This is a genomic window from Paenibacillus sp. S28 (genome assembly GCF_016624415.1).
In the GTDB taxonomy this organism is placed as follows: Bacteria; Bacillota; Bacilli; order Paenibacillales; family Paenibacillaceae; genus Paenibacillus_AQ; species Paenibacillus_AQ favisporus.
In genome coordinates this window covers 87,520-111,856 of sequence record NZ_JACVTM010000006.1, presented here as the reverse complement: position 1 = coordinate 111,856, position 24,337 = coordinate 87,520, and the positions used below count along the sequence as shown (strand labels likewise).

24 protein-coding genes are annotated in these 24,337 nt (G+C 53.9%); all 24 read right to left on the bottom strand.

Going from position 1 to position 24,337, the window contains the following annotated elements; all coding sequences use genetic code 11:
• Window positions 1-188 precede the first annotated feature (188 nt).
• Entirely contained in the window at window positions 189-1,637 is a 1,449-nt protein-coding gene (gene proS, locus IAE55_RS16275; protein WP_145156760.1) for a proline--tRNA ligase, read from the bottom strand.
• Window positions 1,638-1,689: 52 nt separating this feature from the next.
• Window positions 1,690-2,961 carry an RIP metalloprotease RseP gene (rseP, locus tag IAE55_RS16270; RefSeq protein WP_200633260.1) on the bottom strand — a complete coding sequence of 424 codons (1,272 nt, stop codon included), beginning with the start codon at window positions 2,959-2,961 and terminating at the stop codon, window positions 1,690-1,692.
• A gap of 216 nt (window positions 2,962-3,177) precedes the next feature.
• Window positions 3,178-4,317, bottom strand: a complete 1,140-nt coding sequence (locus tag IAE55_RS16265) for a 1-deoxy-D-xylulose-5-phosphate reductoisomerase (protein WP_145156759.1) — start codon at window positions 4,315-4,317, stop codon at window positions 3,178-3,180.
• 18 nt (window positions 4,318-4,335) lie between these two features.
• A complete protein-coding gene (locus tag IAE55_RS16260) occupies window positions 4,336-5,136 on the bottom strand; it encodes a phosphatidate cytidylyltransferase (RefSeq protein ID WP_145156758.1) in 801 nt (266 codons plus the stop codon).
• Window positions 5,137-5,157: 21 nt separating this feature from the next.
• The gene (locus tag IAE55_RS16255) at window positions 5,158-5,925 is read right to left on the bottom strand and encodes an isoprenyl transferase (RefSeq protein WP_145156757.1); all 768 of its coding nucleotides are present in this window, start codon (window positions 5,923-5,925) and stop codon (window positions 5,158-5,160) included.
• 71 nt (window positions 5,926-5,996) lie between these two features.
• Window positions 5,997-6,551, bottom strand: coding sequence for a ribosome recycling factor (frr, locus tag IAE55_RS16250; protein WP_076168076.1), 555 nt, complete (start codon window positions 6,549-6,551; stop codon window positions 5,997-5,999).
• Window positions 6,551-7,279: a UMP kinase gene (pyrH, locus tag IAE55_RS16245; protein WP_076168079.1), complete on the bottom strand. Its 729-nt coding sequence runs from the start codon at window positions 7,277-7,279 to the stop codon at window positions 6,551-6,553. The genes frr and pyrH overlap by 1 nt, the downstream gene beginning before the upstream one ends.
• A gap of 201 nt (window positions 7,280-7,480) precedes the next feature.
• Window positions 7,481-8,131, bottom strand: a complete 651-nt coding sequence (gene tsf / locus IAE55_RS16240; protein WP_076168081.1) for a translation elongation factor Ts — start codon at window positions 8,129-8,131, stop codon at window positions 7,481-7,483.
• 151 nt (window positions 8,132-8,282) lie between these two features.
• Window positions 8,283-8,981, bottom strand: a complete 699-nt coding sequence (gene rpsB, locus IAE55_RS16235; protein ID WP_105443615.1) for a 30S ribosomal protein S2 — start codon at window positions 8,979-8,981, stop codon at window positions 8,283-8,285.
• 206 nt (window positions 8,982-9,187) lie between these two features.
• Window positions 9,188-9,823 carry an endolytic transglycosylase MltG gene (locus IAE55_RS16230; protein ID WP_200633259.1) on the bottom strand — a complete coding sequence of 212 codons (636 nt, stop codon included), beginning with the start codon at window positions 9,821-9,823 and terminating at the stop codon, window positions 9,188-9,190.
• Window positions 9,820-10,407 carry a hypothetical protein gene (locus tag IAE55_RS16225; protein ID WP_234489609.1) on the bottom strand — a complete coding sequence of 196 codons (588 nt, stop codon included), beginning with the start codon at window positions 10,405-10,407 and terminating at the stop codon, window positions 9,820-9,822. Before IAE55_RS16225 ends, IAE55_RS16230 begins: the two co-directional genes overlap by 4 nt.
• Window positions 10,408-10,452: 45 nt before the next feature.
• The gene (locus IAE55_RS16220; RefSeq protein WP_105443617.1) at window positions 10,453-10,764 is read right to left on the bottom strand and encodes a hypothetical protein; all 312 of its coding nucleotides are present in this window, start codon (window positions 10,762-10,764) and stop codon (window positions 10,453-10,455) included.
• A 246-nt stretch (window positions 10,765-11,010) separates the two neighbouring features.
• Entirely contained in the window at window positions 11,011-12,420 is a 1,410-nt protein-coding gene (locus tag IAE55_RS16215) for a DUF342 domain-containing protein (protein WP_105443618.1), read from the bottom strand.
• Between the two features lie 30 nt (window positions 12,421-12,450).
• Window positions 12,451-13,239, bottom strand: coding sequence for a FliA/WhiG family RNA polymerase sigma factor (locus IAE55_RS16210; protein WP_145156753.1), 789 nt, complete (start codon window positions 13,237-13,239; stop codon window positions 12,451-12,453).
• A gap of 12 nt (window positions 13,240-13,251) precedes the next feature.
• Complete coding sequence (locus IAE55_RS16205) at window positions 13,252-13,650, bottom strand: hypothetical protein (protein WP_076168097.1); 399 nt, start codon at window positions 13,648-13,650, stop codon at window positions 13,252-13,254.
• Window positions 13,651-13,652: 2 nt separating this feature from the next.
• Window positions 13,653-14,150, bottom strand: a complete 498-nt coding sequence (locus IAE55_RS16200; protein ID WP_192714738.1) for a chemotaxis protein CheD — start codon at window positions 14,148-14,150, stop codon at window positions 13,653-13,655.
• Window positions 14,143-14,736, bottom strand: coding sequence for a chemotaxis protein CheC (locus tag IAE55_RS16195; protein WP_234489633.1), 594 nt, complete (start codon window positions 14,734-14,736; stop codon window positions 14,143-14,145). The genes IAE55_RS16200 and IAE55_RS16195 overlap by 8 nt, the downstream gene beginning before the upstream one ends.
• 36 nt (window positions 14,737-14,772) lie before the next feature.
• A complete protein-coding gene (locus tag IAE55_RS16190) occupies window positions 14,773-15,234 on the bottom strand; it encodes a chemotaxis protein CheW (RefSeq protein WP_105443621.1) in 462 nt (153 codons plus the stop codon).
• An 80-nt stretch (window positions 15,235-15,314) separates the two neighbouring features.
• Complete coding sequence (locus IAE55_RS16185; protein WP_200633257.1) at window positions 15,315-17,399, bottom strand: chemotaxis protein CheA; 2,085 nt, start codon at window positions 17,397-17,399, stop codon at window positions 15,315-15,317.
• Between the two features lie 13 nt (window positions 17,400-17,412).
• Window positions 17,413-18,807, bottom strand: coding sequence for a protein-glutamate methylesterase/protein-glutamine glutaminase (locus IAE55_RS16180; RefSeq protein WP_200633256.1), 1,395 nt, complete (start codon window positions 18,805-18,807; stop codon window positions 17,413-17,415).
• 35 nt (window positions 18,808-18,842) lie between these two features.
• Complete coding sequence (locus IAE55_RS16175) at window positions 18,843-19,757, bottom strand: MinD/ParA family protein (protein ID WP_145021914.1); 915 nt, start codon at window positions 19,755-19,757, stop codon at window positions 18,843-18,845.
• Window positions 19,754-21,193: a flagellar biosynthesis protein FlhF gene (gene flhF, locus IAE55_RS16170; RefSeq protein ID WP_145021917.1), complete on the bottom strand. Its 1,440-nt coding sequence runs from the start codon at window positions 21,191-21,193 to the stop codon at window positions 19,754-19,756. The genes IAE55_RS16175 and flhF overlap by 4 nt, the downstream gene beginning before the upstream one ends.
• The gene (flhA, locus tag IAE55_RS16165; protein WP_076168118.1) at window positions 21,190-23,223 is read right to left on the bottom strand and encodes a flagellar biosynthesis protein FlhA; all 2,034 of its coding nucleotides are present in this window, start codon (window positions 23,221-23,223) and stop codon (window positions 21,190-21,192) included. Before flhA ends, flhF begins: the two co-directional genes overlap by 4 nt.
• Before the next feature lie 21 nt (window positions 23,224-23,244).
• A complete protein-coding gene (gene flhB, locus IAE55_RS16160) occupies window positions 23,245-24,333 on the bottom strand; it encodes a flagellar biosynthesis protein FlhB (protein WP_325168650.1) in 1,089 nt (362 codons plus the stop codon).
• Window positions 24,334-24,337: the final 4 nt, after the last annotated feature.

The following is a 24,337-nucleotide window of genomic DNA, read 5'->3' as shown; positions in this document are numbered from 1 at the left end:
CCCCCTTTAAAGCGCTAATCCATAAACATGAAGAGCCTCTGTTCACAAAAATGTCTCGATCTCGTGCACCGACTCATTTCTGGCAGAAGCTCCTCATCATTATTTCATCCGGCCTCTCTACCGATCCGCCGGGTTCTTCCCTGCTTATGCGGGAAACGAATCAAACTCGCAGCTTGGCTGCCGCAGTATTAATACGCTCTTGCAAAAACGACGGTGTGCTTGGCAGGCTGCCCGCATACCAGACAAGTATGCTTCTCTTCCGCAGGCTCGAAAGGAATGTTCCGGCTGGTAGCCCCGGTCTCTTCCTTCACCTTGCTCTCGCAGACTTCCGAACCGCACCATCCTGCCAGTGTAAATCCGCGCTGCTGTTCCATGCTGCTCTTCATTTCCTCCAGCGTATCCACCGAGTAGAAATGGTCGTTCATAAACTGCTTCGCACGATCAAACATTTCCTTCTGGACCTGATCCAGCATCGTCTGAACTTCTTCGACCAGATTGGCCTGCTGGACAACCTTCTTCTCGCCGGTAATCCGGGAGACGAGCACGCAGACGCCGTTCTCCATGTCACGTGGACCGATTTCCAAACGGACCGGAACGCCGCGCATTTCGTATTCGTTGAATTTCCATCCCGGACGAAGGTCGCTGCGGTCGTCCACACGCACGCGGATGCCTGCCTGCTTCAGCTCGGCGAACAGCTCGTCCGTGCGGCCAACGACGGCATCCCATGTTTTCGGCGGGCCGATCGGAATCATGATCACCTGCGTCGGAGCGACCTTCGGCGGCAGCGCCAGTCCGCGGTCATCGCCGTGCACCATAATCATCGAGCCGATCAGGCGCGTGCTTGTGCCCCAGGATGTCGTATGCACGTATTCCTGCTTGTTGTCTCTGCTTAAGTATTGAATGTCAAACGCCACCGCAAAGTTCGTGCCCAGGTAGTGGGAGGTTCCCGCCTGAACCGCGCGGCCGTCCTTCATCATCGCCTCGATGGAGAACGTCTCCACCGCGCCGGCGAATTTCTCGGAAGGCGTCTTCTGGCCGGTAATGACCGGAATCGCCAAAAACTCTTCCACGAATTGACGGTACACTTCCAGCATCTTCATCGTTTCTTCGCGCGCTTCTTCTTCCGTCTCATGAGCGGTATGGCCTTCCTGCCACAAAAACTCGCTCGTGCGGAGGAACGGCAGCGTGCGCTTCTCCCAGCGGACGACGTTGGCCCACTGGTTAATGAGCACCGGCAGGTCGCGGTAGGACTGGATCCATTTGGCGTACATGTGCCCAAACATCGTCTCCGACGTCGGACGGATCGCCAGACGCTCCTCCAGCTTGTCTCCGCCTGCCTCAGTTACCCAAGGAAGCTCGGGATTAAAGCCTTCGACATGCTCTTTTTCTTTCTGGAAAAAGCTCTCCGGAATAAAGAGCGGAAAATAGGCGTTGCGATGACCCGTTTCCTTGAAACGGCGGTCCAGATCACGCTGGATGTGCTCCCAGATTTCGTAGCCGTCCGGACGGAAGACGATGCAGCCGCGGACCGGCGAATAATCCATCAGATCGGCTTTCTTGATTACATCAATATACCAGCGGGAGAAATCTTCTCCCTGCGGCGTAATCTCCGTCACAAATTGTTTATCGTTTGACATAAAAATGGACTTCCTCCCAAGTTCACCCCGTTCTAGCCGGGGACATCATTAGTTATCCGTTAATCAATCGTAATATATCATTGTAGGTTACGGCAATCATTAATAGGAACAGCATGGCGAAGCCCACAAAATGGACCATGCCTTCCCGGCTCGGATCGATCGGCTTGCCCCGCAGCGCTTCGACACCGAGGAACACCAGCCGGCTTCCGTCCATCGCCGGGATCGGCAGCAGGTTGAAGATCCCCAGGTAGAGGCTGAGAATCGCCGCCCAATACGTCAGCTGCACGATGCCCTGCTTCGCGATCTGGCCCGTCACCTCGAACGTCCGGACAGGTCCGCCCAGATCGTCCATGTTAAACTGCTTGATCAGCTGGCCGAAGCCCTGGAAAATAATTTTGGTCGTATCGACCATCGCGACTCCCGCTCCGCTGAACGTTTCGCCGATCGACGCTTTGCGGCTTGGCAGCTGCGGCGTAATGCCTACCTTACCGCCTTCCTGGCCTTCCATTGCACGCGGAGTCAGCGTCACATTAAATACCTCGTCTCCCCGGCGGATCGTCCATTCCATCGGCTTGTCCTTGGATTTGGAGGTCAGATCGATCATTTTCTGATAATCCGCGCCGATCTTCACGCCATCGATCGAATCGATGATGTCGCCCTTCTTCAGGTTCGCTTCATAGGCAGGCATTCCTTTGGAGATGTCGCCGATCTGCACGTACGTCGGATTTTCCAGCGGAATCCCCGCCATCTGCAGATGGACCCCGAAGAGTACGAAGGCCAGAATAAAATTCATCAGCGGCCCCGCAAAAATCGAAAGCGCGCGCTGCCCCACCGTCTTGCTGGCAAACTGGCGGTCTCTCGGGGCTATTTGCGTCTCATGGGATTTGGCGACCAGCATCGCCTTCGGATAAATCGGATACTGCTGGCTCTCGCCGTCCACGTTCAGGCGGACCTTCAAATCATCGACCATATCGATGAATTCCACTTCCCCGCGGATGACATTCTTTCGGTTGTCCAGCTGATCCAGATATATCTTCTTGACTTCGCCGCCACTGACGCGTACCGCGATGGTCTGGCCGGGGTGAATTTCCACGATTTCAGGATCTTCCCCCGCCATCCGGGCATAACCACCAAAAGGCAGCAGCCGCAGCGTAAACTGCGTTTCATTCCGTTTATAAGAAAACAGTTTCGGACCGAAACCGATCGCAAATTCCCGTACCAGTATGCCGGCGCGTCTGGCAAAGTAAAAATGGCCCCATTCATGCACCGTCACGATGACGAAAAACATGAGTACCGTCAAAAATACTACCTGCACCATTTCCAAGCGTCGCATCCCCCTTAATTTGTCTGAGACCGAAGTTTCTGTCGCATCTATATCATCAGATGGATTAAAGCCCACAGCGCGAAAAGAAGCTCGTCTTTAATTCAGTCTATATAGATTATCATTATTCTCCGGTCCCGCACAAGAGAATCACATTCTCGTCATTTTTTAAAATCAGGGGAGTAGAGTGATGTAATGTCATGCCGCTTGCGTGCCCGCTTACAGCTTGGCAGCAAGCAGCCGCGTATTCCGGTCGCACTCCTCAATGTCCGCCAGCTGCGGATTCGGAATGTTGGCGTGCCGGTCAAGCACTTCCTCAATAATATCCTCTATTTGTAAAAACGAAATCTCCCTGTTTAGAAACCGGCCTACCGCCACTTCGTTGGCTGCGTTAAAAGCGGTGGTTGCTGTACCACCCATTTTACCACATTCAAAGGCAAGTCTTAAACAAGGGAACCGCTCCATGTCCATTTCTCTAAAATGCAGCTTGCCCACTTCGGCCAGCGACAGCCGTTTGGCAGGCGAATCCCAGCGTTCCGGGTAGGTCAGTGCGTACTGGATCGGTACGCGCATGTCCGGATTGCCCAGCTGGGCGATGATACTCGTATCGCGGAATTCCACGAAAGAATGAATGATGCTCTCGGGGTGAAGCAGCACGTGGATCTGCTCATACGGAAGGCCGAACAGCCAATGGGCTTCAATCACTTCCAGCCCCTTGTTGACCATCGTCGCCGAATCGATGGTGATTTTCGCACCCATCGACCAGTTGGGATGCTTCAAGGCATCCTCCACCGTCACCGATTGGAGCTGCTCCCGGGTCAAATCCCGGAACGAACCGCCGGAAGCGGTCAGCGTGATGCCGGTCAGGTCATCGCGGCGTTCACCGTTCAGGCATTGAAATATAGCCGAGTGCTCACTGTCGATCGGCAGCATCTTCACGCCTTTTCGCTTAATGGCCTCAGTGACAAGATGTCCTGCGGTTACAAGCGTCTCCTTGTTAGCCAGTCCAATGTGCTTCCCGGCTTCGATCGCCGCCAGCGTGGAATGCAGCCCCATGCTGCCTACCACTGCCGTTACTACCGTATCGGCGTCCGTGCCGGCCGCTACCTCCACCAGCCCTTCATTTCCATAGAAAATTTCCGTACCTGGCGAAACCTGCGTTTTCACCTGTTCAGCCAGTTCTTTGGTCGCGACCGAAACCTTCTTCGGTCTGAACTGATGAACCTGCCGGAGCAGCAGCTCCACGTTCGACCCGGCCGCAAGCCCTTCGATTTGAAAATGCTCCGGATGCTTCGATACGACATCCAGCGTCTGCGTGCCGATCGAGCCGGTAGAGCCGAGAACGCTTAATTTCTTCATATTGAACCTTCTCTCGTATTAATAAGGCATCAGCATCATGATATGTACGAACGGAAATACGATAATCCAGCTGTCGCAGCGGTCCAGGATCCCCCCATGACCCGGCAGCAGATTTCCCGAATCTTTGATGCCGTATACACGCTTGTACGCCGATTGGACCAGATCCCCAAGCTGACCGGCCACCGCGCATGCCAGGCCGATCGCCAGCGCTCGTCCGATCGTGAGCAGACCGCCCGACAGAAGCGCAAAGACCGCCGATGTCAACATGGCGATCATGACGCCGCCAAGGGCGCCTTCGATCGTTTTATTCGGGCTGATCGCCGGCCACAGCTTGTGGCTGCCGATCCATTTGCCCACGAAGTACGCTCCCGCATCGCTCGCCCAGATCGACACCAGCAGCAAAAACGTCCAAAACACCCCGTGCCCGTCCGGGGCGCTGCGGGATTCAGCAATGTACGAAAAGCCGACGCCCACATAAACGGATCCCAGAAAGAGCAGGGAGGTCATCTGAATGTCCATCTTGTTTTTGGTAACGACGGTCACCAGCAGGAACAGGAACAGAAGCAGCCAGATGACGTGCCCGAGTGGAAGCGGAAAGCTGATATCCAGCAGCTTCCACGGGAACATAAATACAAGCACGCCCAGGTATCCCAGCATGGCCGTACCGCTAAACGGGGATACCCGGGTCATTTTTACAAATTCATAATATCCGATCATTGCCATCGCCAGGACTAGAATGTGGTACGGCAGGCCGCCAAGCAGGCAAAATCCCAGAAAAACGACACCCGCAACAATTCCTGTGATCAGTCGTTGTTTCAACGGTATTCATCCCCCATCAGGCTAAGTCAGTCCGCCGTATCGACGCGTTCTGCGCTGGTATTCAGCAACCGCTTCGTATAAATGATTTCGGTTAAATTCAGGCCAGTAAATATCGGTGAACCACATTTCGCTGTACGCGAGCTGCCACAGCATGAAATTGCTGAGCCGCATCTCGCCGCTCGTCCGGATAATGAGGTCCGGATCCGGCATGCCTCCCGACAGCAAATGGCGGTCAATTAGCTCCGGGGAAATCTCGTCAGGCGACAGCCTGCCTTCCTGAATCTGTTTGCCCAGCTCCTTCATGCAATCCGTCATTTCCTTGCGGCTGCCGTAGTTGAGGGCAAAATTGAGGACAAGCCCGTCATTGCCGGCCGTCCGGCGCATCGCTTCCTCCATGGCATTCAGCGTGTGCTGCGGCAGACCGTCGCGGTCACCCATCATGCGGACCTGCACATTTTTTTGGATCAATTCGTCCAACTCGATCGCCAGAAATTCCTGCGGCAGACGCATCAGAAAGTCGACTTCGTCTTTGGGACGCTTCCAGTTTTCCGTAGAGAAAGCATACAGCGTTAAATATTTAATTCCCAGCTCGTCGGCAGCTATGGTTGCCCGCTTCACTGCCTTCATCCCGGTCTGGTGCCCGACGATTCGCGGCAGCCCGCGACTTTTGGCCCAACGCCCGTTGCCGTCCATAATGATGGCCACATGCTCAGGAACGTTGTCCATGGATCGCTCTGGCAAAAGCTGCGAGTCCTTCTGTTTCCACCACGATCGAACTCGTTTGATCATTCTAGTTCCTCCAAGCGGGTTTCTGCAAAAAAGACACAAACCCCACCATAAAAGGAGGGGCCGCAAGTCTCTTATACTTCCATGATCTCTTTTTCTTTAGCTACGAGCACCTTGTCGACTTCCGCAATAAATTTATCCGTCGTCTTCTGGATGTCTTCCTGATGACGGTGCGATTCATCCTCAGAAATATCGGTTTTCTCCATCTTTTTGATGTCGTCGTTGGCATCTCTGCGAATGTTGCGGATCGCCACTTTCGCCTCTTCGCCGAACTTCTTCGTCAATTTCACAAGTTCCGTGCGGCGTTCTTCGGTCAGCGGCGGAATCGAAAGACGAATGATGTTGCCGTCATTGGCCGGCGTAAGTCCGAGGTCGGACTTCATAATCGCTCTTTCGATATCGGCCAGCGAAGATTTGTCCCAAGGCTGGATGAGCAGCGTGCGCGGATCCGGCGTGCTGATGTTGGCCAGCTGGTTCACCGGTGTCATCGCTCCATAATACTCCACTTGGATCCGGTCAAGCAGTGCCGGGGCGGCGCGGCCGGCGCGCAGTGTGGCGAGGTCTCTCTTCAAAGCGCCGATGGCTTTTTCCATGCGTTCTTCTGCGTGTTTTTTTACCGTTTCTGGCATTAGTCTACGCTCCCTTTAACAATCGTTCCGATTTTTTCACCCAAAACGACCCGTTTGATGTTCCCTTGCTCGGTAACAGCAAATACGATCAGCGGAATGTTGTTGTCCATGCAGAGGGATGATGCCGTGGAATCCATCACACCCAGATTCTTGTTCAGCACGTCCATGTAAGTAAGCTGTTCATATTTCTCGGCCGTACTGTCTTTGAACGGATCGGCGGAGTACACGCCATCCACTTTGTTTTTGGCCATCAGAATCACTTCGGCCTCGATTTCAGCCGCACGCAGGGCAGCGGTTGTATCGGTCGAGAAGAACGGGTTACCCGTTCCTGCGGCAAAAATGACCACGCGGCCTTTCTCCAGGTGGCGGATCGCTCTGCGGCGGATATAAGGCTCTGCAATTTGCTGCATGGCAATCGATGTCTGTACGCGCGTCGGCACGTCGATTTGCTCCAGGGCATCCTGAAGCGCCAGCGAATTCATGACCGTCGCGAGCATCCCCATGTAGTCGGCTGTCGCGCGATCAATCCCGCTGGAACTGCCGGCGATGCCGCGCCAGATGTTGCCGCCGCCGCAGACGATTGCAACCTGAACGCCAAGATCCACCACTTCTTTGACTTGCTCTGCAATGGATCCGATCGTTTCCGCATCGATACCATAACCGTTCTGACCTGCGAGGGATTCCCCGCTGACCTTCAAGACAACTCGTTTAAATACAGGCTGTTCCAAATGTTTACCCTCCACTTTAAAGACATCACCATATGGCGCCAGTTGCTGCAACTAACGTTCGGCGGGCCCTATCCGGTAAACACCACACCAAACCGATGTCATTCTCTTCAGAAAAAAACGTCTGCTCTTTTAAAAAAGAGGGAACACTGCGTGTTCCGCTCTTCTCTTGTTCTAGTTATAGATGCCGCAAAAAAAGGGCTCTTATTGTTTAACTTGCGCCATAACTTCTTCAACGAAGTTGTCGACTTTTTTCTCAAGACCTTCGCCCAGTTCGTAACGAACAAAGCGGCGGATGGAGATGTTTTCGCCGATGGTGCTGATTTTTTCGTTCAGCAGCTGAGAAATCGTTTTGTCCGGATCCTTAATGAAGGATTGCTCCAGAAGGCAGAACTCTTCGTAGTATTTACCGATGCGGCCTTCGACCATTTTTTCAACGATTTTTTCAGGCTTGCCTTCGTTCAAAGCTTGGGCTTTCAAGATTTCTTTTTCTTTCTCTACTTCTGCTTGAGGCACTTCTTCGCGGGAAACGTAACGCGGGCTCGAAGCTGCGATATGCATCGCGATGTCGCGAGCGAACTCTTTGAACTGGTCTGTTTTACCAACGAAGTCGGTTTCGCAGTTGATTTCAACCAGAACGCCGATTCTTCCGCCGGCGTGGATGTAAGCTTCTACAACGCCTTCCGTAGCTGCGCGTCCAGCTTTGTTTGCTGCTGCAGCCAGACCTTTTTCACGAAGGAGTTCTGTTGCTTTGGTGATATCACCGTTTGCTTCTTCCAGCGCTTTTTTGCAATCGAGCATACCTGCGCCTGTTTTTTCACGAAGTTCTTTTACCGCACTAGCACTTACTGCCATCGAATATTCCCTCCAAATAGGATGCTAATTTTTCAGCCAGGCGTCACACCTGATCTTTGTTTTCATCTTAAAAAAAGGGCAGTGAGAGGTTATCCACCTACCAACCACCCTTTTCATTTAATTCATGTCTATATTACGTAACTGTCGAAACTTAGGCAGAAGTTTCTTCGCCTTGGTGAGCTTCCACCACAGCGTCAGCCATTTTGCCAGTCAACAGCTTAACGGCACGGATCGCATCGTCATTACCAGGAATAACGTAGTCGATTTCGTCCGGATCGCAGTTCGTGTCAACGATACCTACGATTGGGATACCCAATTTGCGCGCTTCGGCAACCGCGATGCGCTCTTTGCGCGGATCGATGATGAACAGGGCGCTTGGCAGGCCTCTCATGTTCTTGATGCCGCCCAGGAATTTCTCAAGACGATCTTTCTCTTTGCGGAGAAGGATGACTTCTTTCTTAGGAAGAACAGCGAATGTGCCGTCTTCTTCCCATTTTTCGAGTTCTTTCAAACGGTTGATCCGTTTTTGGATAGTTTCAAAGTTAGTCAGCGTTCCGCCGAGCCAACGTTGGTTGATGTAGTACATACCGCAACGTTCTGCTTCTTCTTTGACGGAGTCTTGGGCTTGTTTCTTCGTGCCGACGAAAAGAATTGTTCCGTTCTCTTCTGCCACGCTTTTCACGAAGTTAAAAGCTTCTTCGACCTTTTTAACTGTCTTTTGCAGGTCAATAATGTAAATTCCGTTTCTTTCAGTGAAGATATATTTATCCATTTTCGGGTTCCAGCGACGTGTCTGGTGACCGAAGTGAACGCCAGCTTCGAGAAGCTGCTTCATGGAGATAACTGCCATCTTCACACACCTCCTAAGTTTGGTTTTTTATTGTGTCCTCCGCTGCTTTCATTTCCCGTCAAGACTCTCCATATGGAAAGCACCCTTTACGAAATCCGACAGCGTGTGTTTTAACACCGTCATTTAATATACCATATCTAAAAGCTCGATGCAACGCCTAAGGGACGGCTTTTTTTACATGCAAAAAACCGTCCAGCCGATTGTCGTTAGCGTGACGGTTTTGTCGTAATTTTAGCGATGATGGAACTGAATTCCTCGCCGGGTGAAAACGTGTATTGGCCGGTCTGGATTTTCGTGCTGATCTTGAGCGATCGGCCTTTTTGCACGAATTGGTCGGCGTCGGCGATGACCCCCGCCTTCTCCAGCTTGCCGGCGACGTCTTCCAAGTTGTTTCCGCTGGCGATTTTCACTTCAACCGCTTTGGCCGCCGGCACAGAAGGCGTTTGCGGCTGCTTGGCTGCTGAAGCCTCACCGGATTCCGGAGTGACCGACTGCGGCTGCTTAGAAGCGGCAGGCTGCTGCGGCTTATCCGGCTGGGCTGGCTGTTTGCCCGCGTCCGTAGCCTTCGGCACCTTCGCTGCGTCTCCTTTGGGAACCGAGCTCTGCTCAACCATCTGCTGCTTCCATTCCTCCTCAGTCATCAGCTTGTCCTCCTTGCCGACGACCTTCAGGTCCATCGTCTCCGCCTGCTGCTCAAGCCCTTCCTTTGTCAGGCTGGCAGCTGACTGAGCCTCTCCAGCTGGGCGGCCGGTACCCTGCCCAAGGATCATCAGCTGCAGCAGGAGGGCTCCAAGCAGGAGACCCAGGCCGAGTCCCATCATGAATGTCCGATTTCTGATCACAGCGTCTCCTCCTGTTTCGCAAGCTGAAGAATCAACTGGATTTCGCCGCGGTGCATGCCGGTCATTTTTCCGATCGCATCAATGGATTTGCCTGTGTCGTACAACTCGAACAGCTCCGGGTACCTTTCCCTGATCGATGGCTGCTGCTCAGGCAGCGTTGATTCCGTTCCATTCTGACCCTCTGAATCTGCACCAGCTGCTGGCTCCAGGAAAGCTCCCGGCTCCACGGCCGCGGCCGTTTCACGGCTAACCGTGGCCTGTCCGGCAGGCAGGCTCTCCATTTGCAAAAGCCTGGCATCCTGCTGCGCAACCTGCTGTTCAAGCGAAACGAGCCGCTGACGCATTTCCGACAGCTGTTCCTGCTGGGACAGCTGCTTGGCCGCCATATCCTGCTTCATTTGGGAAACCAGCTCGACGAGCTCGACGTTTTCATTTTCAATTTCGGCCATGTACTGCTCCAGTGTAGCCTCGACCTGCTTGACCACGCTGCCCTGCTGGCTCTGCTCCTCCTTCCGCTTAGGAAGCATCATGGCATACACCAACGCGGCAGCGCCCAATATAACAACGATTAACCAAGGTTCCAAGTAGCGGTTCTCCTTTGACTGTAAAATTCATGACGGGGCAACGGATCATAGGGAAACATCCAGATGATGTCCCTTGAAGGGGTGCTGCGCATTTTGCAGGTCCTCATGCTCCCCTGCCGATGGACTATCGGTTTGATTACGCCGATGCTTGTTCCGTCCGCCCTCATCCCGAACGGCGGCGTCCGCCGCTTCGTCCACCGATTCGCTGCGCTTGCTCATTTCCGCTGTTTCCTTAAGCTGCTGTTCGGCCAAAAACTGCTGATCCTGTGCAGGCCGGTGCTGGAGCTCGTTTTGCACCTTCCCGGCCTCGCTGGTCCGTGGGATCGCAATTTGCATTTCAACCGCCTTCATACTCATTCGTCTTCCTCCTCTTATCGATAGGAATCGTATCCAGAGTACTTTGCTTCTTTTTAGAGATTGTTCAAAAAGACCGCTTTTGATAAGAAACCGTCTATCGACGTACCTTCAAGGAAGACAGACCGCGTTTAAAGGTAATTTTTCTTGCAATATCATGAAGCAATGGCTCTGGATGTTTATACTTTCTGATATTATAAGAAAACCAATCGAGGCCAGAAAACGACCTTTTTGAACTCGCACTTTATATTAAATGTACGGAGCCATCGTAATATCGCCCTCATGATAATAAAATGAAACCCGTTCCGCCGGGTCCTTAATAAATCTGGTGTATCTGCCGATAACTATTTTAGAGCCTCCGTAGACCACTTTCACGACGTCAACGCGGGCCCGCACTGAATCTTCCAATGTTTTCTCGATTTCCAGTATACGTTCTTTCGCTTCCATCTGCTCCCGGTCATTCGATTTCTTGGTGGCGTTCAGTTTGAGCCTAAGCGCCATCTTGTCGGGCGGTAGCTGTCCTGAAGCAGCCAGCTGATTCAACAAATACAATGCCTTGTCCGTCTTGTCCTGCGCCTCCGCCAGCTGCCTGATCTTGCCCCGCAGTTCGGATAGCTCGTTTCTTAGCTCCGGCAGAACCCCCACCTCAATCGTCGTCATTGTGGACATGCTGTTGCCGATAGTTCTGGCAATGACCCGCTCTCCCGCCTGAATGACACCGCCGACGATCAGCCCTTTGGTAGCGTTGCACAGTACGTTTCTTCCTGCCCGGATGTTGGAGTGCATGATGCTCTGCGAGACGATGACATCTTCCCCGGCGATGACGTTGCCGTCCTGGATGAAAGAGCTTTTTACATGTTGGCCCGCTTTCACATAACCTTTGTTGTAACCGATGATCCCGCTCGTAATTTCAATGGACCCTTCCGCTTCCAGCTCCGCGCCCTCTACGCCGCCGACCACGCGGATATCCCCTGCCGCTTTCACACGGAATCCGGTCAGAACGTTCCCACGGATGACCACGGTACCGACAAAGTCGATGTTGCCTACACTGTAATCCACGTCCCCATTCACCTCATAGACGGGAAAAACGTTGATTTTTCCTTTATCCGTCGTGGCGATCAGGCCGTCGATGGCGGCATACATGGCTGTGTTTTCCGGGTCGACCACCACATTTTTTCCTACCTTAAAATAGGCTTCTTTGCCGGGCTTGAACGGGATCATTTCCCCGGTAACGCTGAGTCCCGGTTTGCCAGGCTCGGGCGGGATCCGTTTGGCGATCAGCTGGCCCTTCATGACATTGTTGAGACTGATCAGTTCTTTATAGTCCACTCTGCCGTCTTCGGTCTCGAGCGGCCTGTGCTCCTTGTCATCTCTGAGGTTGAAGGCATACTCGATCCGGCCGTCCTTACCGCTGACCGGCTGCTCACCGAAGGCAATCGCGGTCCGTCCAAACATGTATTCCTGAGGATGGCTGCAGATCCGGCTCAGGACCGCCTGGTCCATGCCAAACTGGACTTGATGGCTCCTCAAAAAGAGCTGAAGCTCTTCCTCCGTCACCTCAAAATCCTCGGAACGCTTGGAGAACTGCAGATAGGCGACGCTTTTATCCTCCGAAAAGGTAATATCCAAATAGGTTTCAAGCGCGATTGGAGCTGTCAATCGTTTTCCTCCTTTCTACTCGTGCAACGGTTAATCGTTTTGCATCAGTAAATCCCGGTTCTTCTCCAGCGTTGCGCGCAGCCGTAAAATGGCCTTGGAATGAAGCTGGGATATTCTTGAAGGTGAAAGTGACATGACTTCTGCTATTTCGCTTAAAGATAAGTCCTCATAATACAGCAGGGATACGACGGTTCTTTCTTTCTCGGTAAGCTTCTCAATTCCTTTAATGAGAGACTCCCGCAAATAAAACTCGTTCACTTTGTAATCCGGATTTTTGGCCTTGTCGTCGACCATCACGGACAGACGCGTCTCGGATTCCTCCTCGCGGATCGGGTCCTCCAGCGAGCAGAGTGACATGACCGCGACTTCCTGAAGCATCTGGTGAAAATCTTTCTCGGACACGTTCAAATATTCACTCATCTCCAAGTCCGTCGCAGACCTCAGGTACCTCTGTTCGAGCTGCTGATAGGCGTCCTCGATCCGCTTGGCCTTCTCCCGGACGGAACGGGGCACCCAGTCCCCCTGCCGCAGAGAATCGAGAATAGCTCCCCTTACCCGGAAAGAAGCGTAGGTCTCAAACTGCAGTCCGCGTTTATAGTCAAATTTGTCAATAGCATCGATCAGGCCCATGACGCCGTTGCTGGCCAGATCATCCTTGGAAACATTCCTTGGAAGACCGATTGCAAGGCGGCTGGAAACATAATCCACAATGTGGAGGTGTTTCTCGATCAGGGACTTTTTTGCTTCAATATTTCCGTGTTCTTTCCATTGCTCCCAGAGCTCGGCATGATTCAGGTGAGAAGCTTTGCGCTCGCTCATTTCCCCCACCCCCTATTTTTCTGACAGGTGTCGAACGGCTTTCGCCAGTTCTTCCGGATCTTTCGCCGAAACCAGCTTCGGCGGATTGAGTGGTGTAAAGCCTCCCCCATCCTCTTGAACGGAGGCGGGCTTCGGCGTCAACAGATCATTTAACTCATCGCTCTCATCCGGGGTCGTCACATCGAACCGGGCACCCCGCTCCTGTTCGGCTGCTGCCTCCTGCTCCGCTTCGGGAACGCTGACCACACCCCATACCCAGCGGAGCAAAAAGGCAAGCAGAAACCAGATGACAAAGGATATCAGCCCTCTGATCAAGCTGGTCATAAACAGGTTGTTTCCCATCGAGATCAGCAGCGTCAGCACGAATCCGACAGCACCAAACACAAGGTTAAACAACAAATTTCCTTTCATGGCTACAATTCCTTTATACCCATTTGTACACTGCGCACGGACAGGATTCCGCTGCCTGAATCCAGTTCAATGGTTCGTCCGTGACTTCCGCCCGTGTCTTCGGCGATTAACGGGATATGAAGATTTGACAGCATCATTTTGCATGATTCCACATTCCTGGGGCCGATTCTCATCGTATCCCCGGTACCGGCCATCAGGAACATTTGCGATCCTCCGGCCATCTTGGCGACAATTCTGGAAGGCGAGGCACCTATGGCCACAAGCCGCTCCAGCAAGGCAGGCACTGCGGTATCCGCATATTTGGCGATATTCAGCTGCCCTTCACGGGCAATGTCTGAGGACGGCAGCATAATATGAGCCATACCCGCAATTTTGAGCAGAGGGTCGTGAAGGGTAATTCCGACGCATGATCCGAGGCCCAGCGTGCGGATGACCCCGGGATCGCGCACGACGTTCATGTCGGCCATGCCTACTTTAACGATGCTTTGCTCTTCAATCATTCTCTAGAGGCACTCCCAGGGCTTGAAAAATTTTCGCGAACGAGTCCGGATCGGGGATCAGAAAGAACTTCCCTTCCACCTCATGATCGCCCTCGAGAAAAGTCGTATCGATCAGCAGCGCATCGTCACCCATTTGGCCAAACTGGAGCAGCCCGTAGCTCAGAACGGCGCCGGCCATGTCCATCGCCAGGCCAGGGACCGTCGGGGACAAATCCAGCTTCGTAAAGTCGGCGAGCGAGGACAGGTACGAACCGGCCAAAATATTGCCGATCTCGCAGAGTGCCGATTGCTCCATCTCATCGAACATCCCGTCCTGGTCGACCTGTATGCCGGCCAGTCTCTTCAACAGGCTTTTGGCTGCTTCCGGGCTTAGAATAAAGAACAAATTGCCTGGAGCGTCGCCTTCCACCCTCAGAAAAATAGCAATGACGATTCGCTCGGCCCCGCCGACCCTGTCGGCAATCTCTTCAAAGGGAAGCAGCTGCACTTTGGGAACCGCCATATCGACCGGCTTATCGAGCAGGCGGGACAGCGCCGTTGCCGCATTGCCCGCCCCGATATTGCCGACTTCCTTCAGGACATCCATTTTGAATTCCTTAAAATGCTTAAAGACCTCCACGAACTACTCCTCTAGGCTTTCCAGCTGAATGATTTCGCTCTTCTTCAGCACCTCGGACAAGTTCAGCATGATGAGCAGACGGTCATCGCCGATTTTTGCCACGCCGTCCAGGTATCTGGCCTTAATGCCTCCGACGACTTCCGGCGGAGTCTCGATCCGGTCTCTGTTCAGATCGATGACATCATTGGCCGAATCGACGATAAAGCCGACTTCCATTTCGCCTACCACCACGATAATGATCCGCGTTTGGTCCGTATGTTCGGTTTCCGGAAGGCCGAAGCGTCCCCGCAGGTCGATCACCGGAATAACGACGCCCCGCAGGTTGATGACGCCCCTAACGAACGTGTATGTCTTCGGAACGCGTGTAATGGGAAGCATGCGCTCAATCGTTTGGACTTTGTCGACTTCGATTCCGTACTCTTCACTGCCCAGCTTAAATACAATGACTTTGATATCTTCTCCCATGCCCTAAACCTCCTTATTTAAATGCGGCGTATTTGCAATTCTTTACTGTCGCCGCAAGCCTTCCTTTATCGCAAACCTTCCTATTTAATGAAGACGTTCGGGTCCAGAATCAAGGCCACCTGGCCGTCGCCCAGAATGGTTGCCCCCGAAATTCCTTTGATTTGCGGCAGATACTTTCCAAGGTTTTTCAGGACGATTTCGTTTTGTCCGATAAATTCGTCGACGGCCAAAGCCGCCAAACGGTCTCCCTTATGGATGACGATGATCTCGGTTTCGCTTTCGTCCTCTTCATTAAAGTCAGGAACTTCAAAAATGCGGCTCAGCGAAATGAGCGGGATCATCGATCCACGGAAATCCACCATTTTGTTACCATGCACCTGGCGGATTTGCTCCTTCTTGACGATGCCTGTTTCCACGATCGAGCTGAGCGGGATGGCATATTTCTCGGATCCCATCTTCACGAGCATCGCGGCGATGATCGACAGGGTTAGCGGCAGCTGCACCGAGAAATTGGTTCCTTTCCCCGGCGTCGAATAAATGGTCACCTGCCCGCCGAGCGAAGTGATCTTTGCCTTCACGACATCCAGTCCGACTCCCCGGCCCGATACGTCGGAGATTTTTTCGGCGGTGCTGAAGCCCGGCGCGAACAGCAGCTGGTGCACCTGCTCGTCCGACATGCCCTTCGCTTCCTCATCGGTGACGATGCCTTTCTTCAGCGCGGATTTCAGGACGTTGTCACGATAGATGCCGCGCCCGTCTTCTTCAATTTCGATAAAGACGTGATTCCCGCTGTGGAAAGCCCGAAGGTGTACGGTACCCGTCTCCGGTTTGCCGGCGGCAACCCGGTCCTGGGGCGACTCAATGCCGTGGTCGACCGCATTGCGCAAAAGGTGAACGAGCGGATCCCCGATCTCATCGATAACGGTCCGGTCAAGCTCTGTTTCTGCGCCGGTAATGACCAGCTCCAGCTTTTTATCCAGCGATTTGGCCAGGTCGCGGACCATCCGCGGAAACCGGCTGAACACCGTATCGACCGGGACCATTCGCAGCTTCAGGACGATATTTTGCAAATCGGAGCTGACGCGGCTCATGTGTTCTACGGTCTCGGTCAAAGCATGGTTCTGCACCTCCGAAGCCAGCTGTTCCAGGCGTACCCGGTCGATCAGAAGCTCGCTGAACAGGTTCATGAGCACATCGAGCCGTTCGATATCAACCCGGATCGTGCGGGCCGGGGCACCGCCGGTTTTGGCGGCCGGCTTGGCGGCTGCCGCAGGTTTGTTATCCTTGCTCTCTGCCGCTGGCGCAGCGGCTGCCGGAGCGGCAGTGTCAGGTTTCGTTTCTTCGGCCACAGCCGCCGCGGATTGAGCGGATGCCGCCCCCATCTCGGCCATTTGCTGCAGGGATTCGTGATCGAGTTCTACTACTGAGGCTTGGTCAATCTCCGAAACGTTCAAAATTTGCTGTTTGAGTTCGGCAGGATCTTTTTGTGTTATGTAGTAGAGTGAGAAGCTTTTTTCGAATTTTTCCTGCTCAATATCCTGCACGGTTGGATGGGACTTAATGACTTCGCCGGACTTCTCCAGCAAATCAAACACCATATAGGCGCGGACCGCCTTCAGCTGGCAATCGTCCCGAATGGCGACGTCAATATACAGCACGCGGTGCCCTTCCCCTATGGACTGCTGTAAAACGGAGTATTGAAATTCATCAAGCTGGATGGCGGTATTGGTTTCTTGCTTGGCTGGAGCGGAGCCTGCGGACTTCGCGCTGCCGGTGGAAGGGGCTTCTCCACGAACGATCGCCTGAAGGTCGGCAACGATTGCCGAGACGTCGGCTTTCCCTTCGCCGCCCTGGGTAATATCCTCCACCATAGCCTCAAGTGCATCGAGCCCTTTAAACAGCGTGTCGAAGATAAAGTCCTGCATCACCAGCTTTTCGTTCCGTACCAGGTCGAGCACGTTCTCCATTTGGTGGGTCAGCGACGCCAGGTCCTCGAAGCCCATCGTAGCCGCCATCCCTTTCAGCGTATGAGCCGAGCGAAAAATAATCTGGACGATGGAGAGATCATTCGGTGTCTGTTCGAGCAGCAGCATGTTTTCATTCAAGGATTGCAGATGATCATTGGACTCATCGATAAACATGGATAAATACTGATTCATGTCCATTATGAGACACCTCCTAATAAGTTTGCTTTCCGTTGCCTACAGCCTGGACGAGCCCTGCGGCAATATTGTGAAGCGGTAATACATGACTCACGCAGCCAAGTTCCACTGCGGAACGCGGCATGCCGTATACGATGCAGGTCTCCTCGCTCTCTGCGAACGTGCTGGTAACCCCGGCATCGTACAGCCGCTTCATCATCTTTGCCCCGTCGCTTCCCATCCCGGTCATCAGCACCACGTGGCGTTTCAGGGATGGAAGCTCAAGCAGGGATTCGAACATGACATCCACCGACGGACGGTGGCCGCCCACCGGACTCTCCTCCGTCAGCGAGATCATTAAGCCCCGGCTCTGATCCGGCACGATTTTCGTATGATAGCCGCCCGGGGCAATATAAGCGAACCCTGGCTCCAATGCCATTCCCTGCTCGGCTTCAACCACGGTCAGCGGGCTGAACGTATTCAGCCGTTGGGCGAGGGATTTCGTAAAATTGGGCGGCATATGCTGCACGATGACAACGGGTGCCGGAAAATCGGCCGGAATGCCCTCAAGGAGCGTCTTCAGCGCCCGCGGTCCGCCGGTGGAGCAGCCGACCGCAACAAGCTGTGTATACGCGGTTGCTGCCCTGCCCTCCGCTGTCCGGCTGGGCTTGGCGGCATCCGTTCCCGCAGGCTTGGTTGTTTTCGCTTCTTGCGCCGAAGGAGCGGATTCCAGCACCTGGTTCGTCAGTTCGCGCGTTGTCCTGCTATTCGGGGATTCCTGATGTTTCTTTCCTGCTCCAGGCTTGGAAAGCTTCGTCGCCTTGGGCTTGTCAGGCTGCTGCAGGACAACCTCCTTATCGGGAGCGCTCTCCTGCGCGGCTGCCCCGTTACGAGCACCGGTTTCTTTCGCCAGGTCCGGGAGCGGACGCTTCCGCCCAAGCTTTGGCAGGACTGCCGTTGAAACCGGTGCAGCCGCGGTGGGCTTGTTCTTCCGCTTCTCTTCCTCCGCTTTCCAAAGCGCTCTCCGTTCCTTGGCCGCCATAGCTGCCTTCATCTGCTCAAGCAGGGCATCCCGAACGTCATCGATCTGCTGCGCATGCGCTACGGACGGCTTGCGGATAAAATCAAACGCTCCGGCTTCAAGCGCCTTGATCGTCTCCCTCATGCCGGCCTCATTGATGCCGGACAGCATGATTACCGGCAGCGGATGCGCCTGCATAATGACCGTAAGCGCTTCGAGTCCGTTCATCACCGGCATCTCCACGTCCATCGTGACGATGTCCGGCTGCTGGCTTAAAATTTTGTCTACGGCTTCCTTTCCGTTAACGGCCGTATCAACGACCCGAAATGCGGGATCCTTTTCAATGAGATCGGATACGATCTTCCGCATGAAAGCCGAGTCGTCCACTACTATGACTTTGTATGGCGTCATGCCGCTTGTTCACCTCTGTTCCTTAGTACAGAAAATCATTTTGTACGACGAAGCCATTTATGCATAAACCCTTTGATTCCTGTCAAGGCACTTGGTTCCGGGGGAGCCGGTACGAGCAAGTAACGGTATGCGATCCGCTGCAGATCCTTCGCTGCATTGCAGTTCGGGTATGCAAGGGAAAAGGGAACCTGCTTCTTCACAGCTTGTACAACATGACTGTCATCTGCGATGTAACCCAGCATGGTCGTTTCCACGCCCAGAAAACGCCGGGCTGCCATGGCGATTTTGTCGGCGGTTTGAGCCGCTTCCTTCTCATCGCCCGCCCGATTAATGATCAGCTTGAAGGTAACGCCCGGTTCCGCGCCACTGACCACCTTGATTAACGCGTAGGCGTCGGTGATCGAGGTCGGCTCCGGGGTGGTCACAACCAGGCATTCATCCGCCGAACGGATAAAGTTCAGGTTCTCCTTGGACAGCCCCGCGCCGGTATCGAAGATGATATAGTCCATCTCGTCTGCCAGACCTTCAATCTGCTCCGTAAAATAAGCCAGATCCTGCTCGGAGAGTGACAGCAGCTCGGATAACCCGGAGCCGCCGGCGATAAAAGACAACGAATGTGGTCCCTTCTCGATGATTTCGCTCGCAGACTTCTCACGCTGGAGTAAGTGGTACAGGTTGAATTTTGGCGAGATGCCCATCAGCACATCGATATTGGCCATACCGATATCGGCGTCAAACACCAGCACTTTTCGTCCCATCGCCTGCAGGGCAAGGGCAAAGTTAAGCGTAAAGTTCGATTTGCCTACGCCTCCCTTTCCGCTCGTGACGGTGATCAGCTTGGCGGTTTTCCCCTTCCCGGTCAGCCTGGGTTCCATTCTGGCTTCGGCTTCTCTCCCGCCGGATCCCTGCTGCCGGATCAAATCCCTTAATGCTTGTGCCTGGTCCATCATGGCGCCTCTTCTCCAAGCAGCATACCGCACAGCTTCTTGCTGTCCGGAAGCAGAAGGTCTTCAGGCACGTTCTGGCCGTTGGTCATGTAGGACAGGTACAGCGGGTATTCCCGGATCAAGTTAAAGACGGAGCCGCAGCTTCCGGTCTCATCCAGTTTGGTGAAGATCACCTTGTCCAGCCCATACTTGCTGAAGTGTTCTGTGATCTTCTTCATATCCTGGCTCTTGGATGTCAGGCTGAGCACCAGATAGGTTTCGCTGTGGTCCGTTATGGCGGAAAACAGGCTTTGCAGCTCCGAGACGAGCAGTTCGTTACGATAGTTGCGGCCGGCCGTGTCCATCAGGATGATGTCGCAGTCCTGAAGGCGCTGAAACGCCCGCTGCATATCACCGGGCGACTGCACCACCTCCAGCGGAACATTCAGAATGGAGGCGTACGTCCGAAGCTGGTCAACCGCCGATATCCGGTAAGTATCGGATGTGATCAGGCCAACTTTCCGGTGAAAACGCAGCAGCTGTTCCGCAGCCAGCTTGGCGATGGTCGTCGTTTTGCCGACCCCCGTAGGACCTGCGACATAGACGATCCGAGTGCGGTTGGCAATGCCTCCGCCAAACCGCTCCGACAGGAACGCCAGCACCTGGCTGCGTACATGTGCAAACAGTTCCGCATCTCCGAGCGTCCGGCCGCTCTCTTCCCAATGATCGAAGGAGGAGGTAATCCACTCCTCGATGAGGTCAAAGTCAACCTCCTGCTGGATCAACCGCTCCTGCAGCTTCTCCAGCACAGCCGGCAGCTGCTGCTTCATCATCGACTGGCGGGAGATTTTGGCCATCCACGCCTTCATTTCCTGCAGCTCTTCCAGCAGCCTGGCCTCCACACTGTTTCTGGCCTCCGGCTCTCTATCCTCTGCCGGCTGAGGCTGTTCAGAGCGGCTGAGTGCTCCGGTGGTCTGCCCCCGTTCCGAAAGAGGGAACGTTACGTTGGAAGGCGGCGTCTCGTTCGCAGCTGCTGATTCCCCATAGCCTGCCGTCTGGGTCACGCCCTGGCCGGCTTGAACGGATGTCATCTCCGCCCCCCGAGGCTCCGGACGAACAGGAGCGGCCTCCGGCTGGGCTTGATCAGCAGTAACCTTGGCGCCGGTTGCGGCAAGGGTCAGCTCGGCGGTCTTCTTGTATGCCTGCGGCACGGCCTTCTGTGGGACGGCCGCCTTTTGAGGAGCCGGGGCCTGTGCCTGCCGCTGTTTCGTTGCTGTATTCGCCTGTTCGTCTGCTTCCACCGCGGCGATGACCTCGATTTTTTTCTTCTTAAACATGCCCAGGAAGCCGCCCAGCTTGGTCTCCTTCGTGCTCAGAATGACGGCATCGCTGCCCAGGTCATTGCGGATTTGGAGCATAGCTTCAGGCATCGTATCGACCACATATCGCTTTACTCTCATAAGTTCACCACTCCGACACTTTGAATTTCTACATTGGGTTCAAGCTCGCTGTAAGAAAGAACCGGAATATCCTGCATGGTCCGCTCGATCACCTGGCGCAAATACATCCGGATGGTCGGCGAGGCAAGCAAAATGGGCTGTTGTCCCGATTGAAGCAGGCGGTTGATCTGCTCGCTGAGCTTCTGGTACACCGTCTGGGTAGATACCGGGTCCATCGCCAGGTAGCTCCCCTGATCCGTCTGCTGGACGCTGTCGGCAATCTTTTTCTCCAGCGTTGGCCCTACTGTAATGACCTTGAGCGTCTCGCCTTCCCTTGAGAACTGCTGCGTAATTTGGCGGGATAATGCCTGCCGCACATACTCGGTCAGCACATCGGGGTCTTTCGTATATTGGCCGTAATCGGCCAGCGTTTCAAAGATCGACACCAAATCCCGAATCGAAATTTTCTCACGAAGCAGCTTGGCCAGTACTTTCTGAACATCTCCGATCGACAGCACCGACGGAATGAGCTCGTCGACGAGAACCGGATAATTTTCGCGCAAATTGTCGACCAGCGTTTTCGTCTCCTGCCGTCCAAGCAGCTCGTGGGCATGCTTTTTGATCAGCTCGGTCAAATGGGTCGCCACGACGGACGGCGGATCCACTACCGTATAGCCCGAAAGCTCCGCGCGATCCTTCGTCGCTTCGTCAATCCACAAGGCCGGGAGTCCGAAAGCTGGTTCCAAAGTTTCAATTCCCGTGATCGATTCGTCATCGTAACCGGGACTCATGGCCAGGTAGTGATTTAATAGTAATTCACCGCTTCCGACGGTATTCCCTTTAATTTTAATGACATATTCGTTCGGTTTTAGTTGAATATTGTCGCGGATCCGGATCACCGGGACCACAAGTCCCAGCTCCAAGGCGCACTGCCTGCGGATCATAATGATCCGGTCAAGCAAATCTCCGCCCTGCTGTGTATCCGCCAAAGGAATCAATCCGTAACCGAATTCGAATTCGATCGGGTCCACCTGCAGCAGGTTGATGACACTTTCCGGACTGCGCACCTCTTCGATCTGCTGTTCCTCTTCCAGCTGTTCCACCTCGATCTGCTTTTTGTCCATGTTCCGCTGCATCCGGTAAGCGGCAAAAGCTAGCAGGCCCGCCAGCGGAAGCGTCGTGATGAGATGAATCGGAGTAAACAGCCCGAGGAGGGCAATCGTCGCTGCCACAATGTACAGCAGCTTCGGGTACGACAGCAGCTGTTTGGTCAGATCGTTCGCCAAATTGCCTTCCGAAGAAGAACGCGTCACGATCAAACCGGAAGCCGTTGAAATTAAGAGTGCGGGAATTTGACTGACCAGACCATCCCCGATAGTTAATACCGAGTAGGTGGACATCGCATCCTGGAAGGACAGGCCCCGCATGGCGATCCCGATAATAAAACCGCCGACCAGGTTGATCAGCAGGATGATGATGCTCGCAATCGCGTCCCCTTTGACGAACTTGCTCGCACCGTCCATCGCGCCGTAAAAGTCCGCTTCGCGTTCTACTTTGCGGCGCCGCTCCCTGGCCTGCTGCTCATTGATCATGCCGGCGTTCAGGTCGGCGTCAATGCTCATCTGCTTGCCGGGCATCGCATCGAGTGTGAACCGGGCGGCGACTTCCGCCACGCGTTCCGATCCCTTCGTGATGACGATGAACTGCACGACAACCAGAATCAGAAAGACGATAAAGCCGACGGCGATTTCCCCTCTGGCGATCCAGCTGCCGAACGTTTTGACGACGTCGCCGGCAAAGCCCTCGGACAGGATAAGCTTGGTCGTCGAAATGTTCAGCGCCAGCCGGAACAGCGTCGTAATGAGCAGAAGCGAAGGGAAAATGGAAAACTGCAGCGCTTCCTGCGTATTCATCGCGACGAGCAAAATAATGAGCGCGAGCGAAATATTGATGACCAGCAGCACGTCGAGCAGCCAGGACGGGATCGGAAGAATCATCATCATTACAATGCCGATGACGCCGGTCAGTATCGTTATCTCTTTTAATTTCAAAGCTTCCTTACCTCCGATCCCTTATCTCACTTTGCCTTTTAATTTATATACATAAGCCAGTACTTCAGCCACGGCTTGAAACAAATCGGCGGGAATCGAGTCCCCGATCTCCGCCCTTTGAAACAGCGCACGGGCCAGCGGCTTGTTTTCCATCGTAATCACGCCGTTTTCCTTGGCGATCTCCTTGATCCGCAGAGCCACAAAATCCTGGCCTTTGGCTACGATTTGCGGGGCTTCCATGTTCGAGCCCTCGTACTTCAGGGCCACCGCGAAGTGGGTCGGGTTCGTGATGACGACGTCGGCCTTCGGCACTTCCTGCATCATCCGCTGCATCGCCATCCGGCGCTGCCGCTCCCTGATCTTCCCCTTGATCAGCGGATCCCCCTCCATTTTTTTATACTCGTCTTTAATGTCCTGTTTCGACATCCGAATGCTTTTCTCGAATTCATACTTTTGATACAAAAAATCCAGTGCGGCCATCACAAACAGGGCGGCCCCTATTTTTAGGCCGAGCGTCATCGTCAAACTGGCCACAAAATGAAACGTCTTCTCAATATTAACCTCGGACAGCTTGCCGATATCCGCGATGGCACCCCTTAGCGTTTGATAAACGAGAAAGCCGATGATCACCAGCTTTAAGATCGATTTCGCGAACTCGACCAGAGAACGGACCGAGAATATATTTTTAAACCCTTTGATCGGGTCCAGCTTGCTGAATTTGGGCTTCAGCGATTCCCCCGTCAGCATGAAACCGACCTGCATCAAATTAGCGGCGAGCGCCATGACGACGACGGTAAGAAACACCGGCGCCAGCAGCAGCAAAATGTCGATGCCGTATTCCACGGCGAGGCTCATGACGTTGTTAATCGACAAATCCATGGTCAGTCGGTTCAGAAAAATGTCCTTGAACAGTCCGACAAGCCGCTCCTTGAACGATGAGCCGAAGATGAGAAGGCTGAAAAAGGAAGCCAGCAGAACGACCGCGCCGGTTAAATCCTGGCTTTTGGCGACCTGGCCCTTTTTCCGGGTATCCTGCCGCTTTTTCGGGGTCGCTTTTTCGGTTTTTTCTCCGCCAAACAGCTGCAGATCCAGGGGATACCTGTAGGACACGTTC

What these genes read in the sequence shown, in the direction of transcription:
- proS (WP_145156760.1), bottom strand. Translation starts at nt 1,637, where the DNA reads ATGTCAAACGATAAACAATTTGTGACGGAGATTACGCCGCAGGGAGAA.
- IAE55_RS16265 (WP_145156759.1), bottom strand. Translation starts at nt 4,317, where the DNA reads ATGAAGAAATTAAGCGTTCTCGGCTCTACCGGCTCGATCGGCACGCAG.
- IAE55_RS16255 (WP_145156757.1), bottom strand. Translation starts at nt 5,925, where the DNA reads ATGATCAAACGAGTTCGATCGTGGTGGAAACAGAAGGACTCGCAGCTT.
- frr (WP_076168076.1), bottom strand. Translation starts at nt 6,551, where the DNA reads ATGCCAGAAACGGTAAAAAAACACGCAGAAGAACGCATGGAAAAAGCC.
- tsf (WP_076168081.1), bottom strand. Translation starts at nt 8,131, where the DNA reads ATGGCAGTAAGTGCTAGTGCGGTAAAAGAACTTCGTGAAAAAACAGGC.
- rpsB (WP_105443615.1), bottom strand. Translation starts at nt 8,981, where the DNA reads ATGGCAGTTATCTCCATGAAGCAGCTTCTCGAAGCTGGCGTTCACTTC.
- IAE55_RS16220 (WP_105443617.1), bottom strand. Translation starts at nt 10,764, where the DNA reads ATGAGTATGAAGGCGGTTGAAATGCAAATTGCGATCCCACGGACCAGC.
- IAE55_RS16210 (WP_145156753.1), bottom strand. Translation starts at nt 13,239, where the DNA reads ATGAGCGAGCGCAAAGCTTCTCACCTGAATCATGCCGAGCTCTGGGAG.
- IAE55_RS16205 (WP_076168097.1), bottom strand. Translation starts at nt 13,650, where the DNA reads ATGAAAGGAAATTTGTTGTTTAACCTTGTGTTTGGTGCTGTCGGATTC.
- IAE55_RS16200 (WP_192714738.1), bottom strand. Translation starts at nt 14,150, where the DNA reads ATGATTGAAGAGCAAAGCATCGTTAAAGTAGGCATGGCCGACATGAAC.
- IAE55_RS16195 (WP_234489633.1), bottom strand. Translation starts at nt 14,736, where the DNA reads ATGGATGTCCTGAAGGAAGTCGGCAATATCGGGGCGGGCAATGCGGCA.
- IAE55_RS16190 (WP_105443621.1), bottom strand. Translation starts at nt 15,234, where the DNA reads ATGGGAGAAGATATCAAAGTCATTGTATTTAAGCTGGGCAGTGAAGAG.
- IAE55_RS16185 (WP_200633257.1), bottom strand. Translation starts at nt 17,399, where the DNA reads ATGGACATGAATCAGTATTTATCCATGTTTATCGATGAGTCCAATGAT.
- IAE55_RS16180 (WP_200633256.1), bottom strand. Translation starts at nt 18,807, where the DNA reads ATGACGCCATACAAAGTCATAGTAGTGGACGACTCGGCTTTCATGCGG.
- IAE55_RS16175 (WP_145021914.1), bottom strand. Translation starts at nt 19,757, where the DNA reads ATGATGGACCAGGCACAAGCATTAAGGGATTTGATCCGGCAGCAGGGA.
- flhF (WP_145021917.1), bottom strand. Translation starts at nt 21,193, where the DNA reads ATGAGAGTAAAGCGATATGTGGTCGATACGATGCCTGAAGCTATGCTC.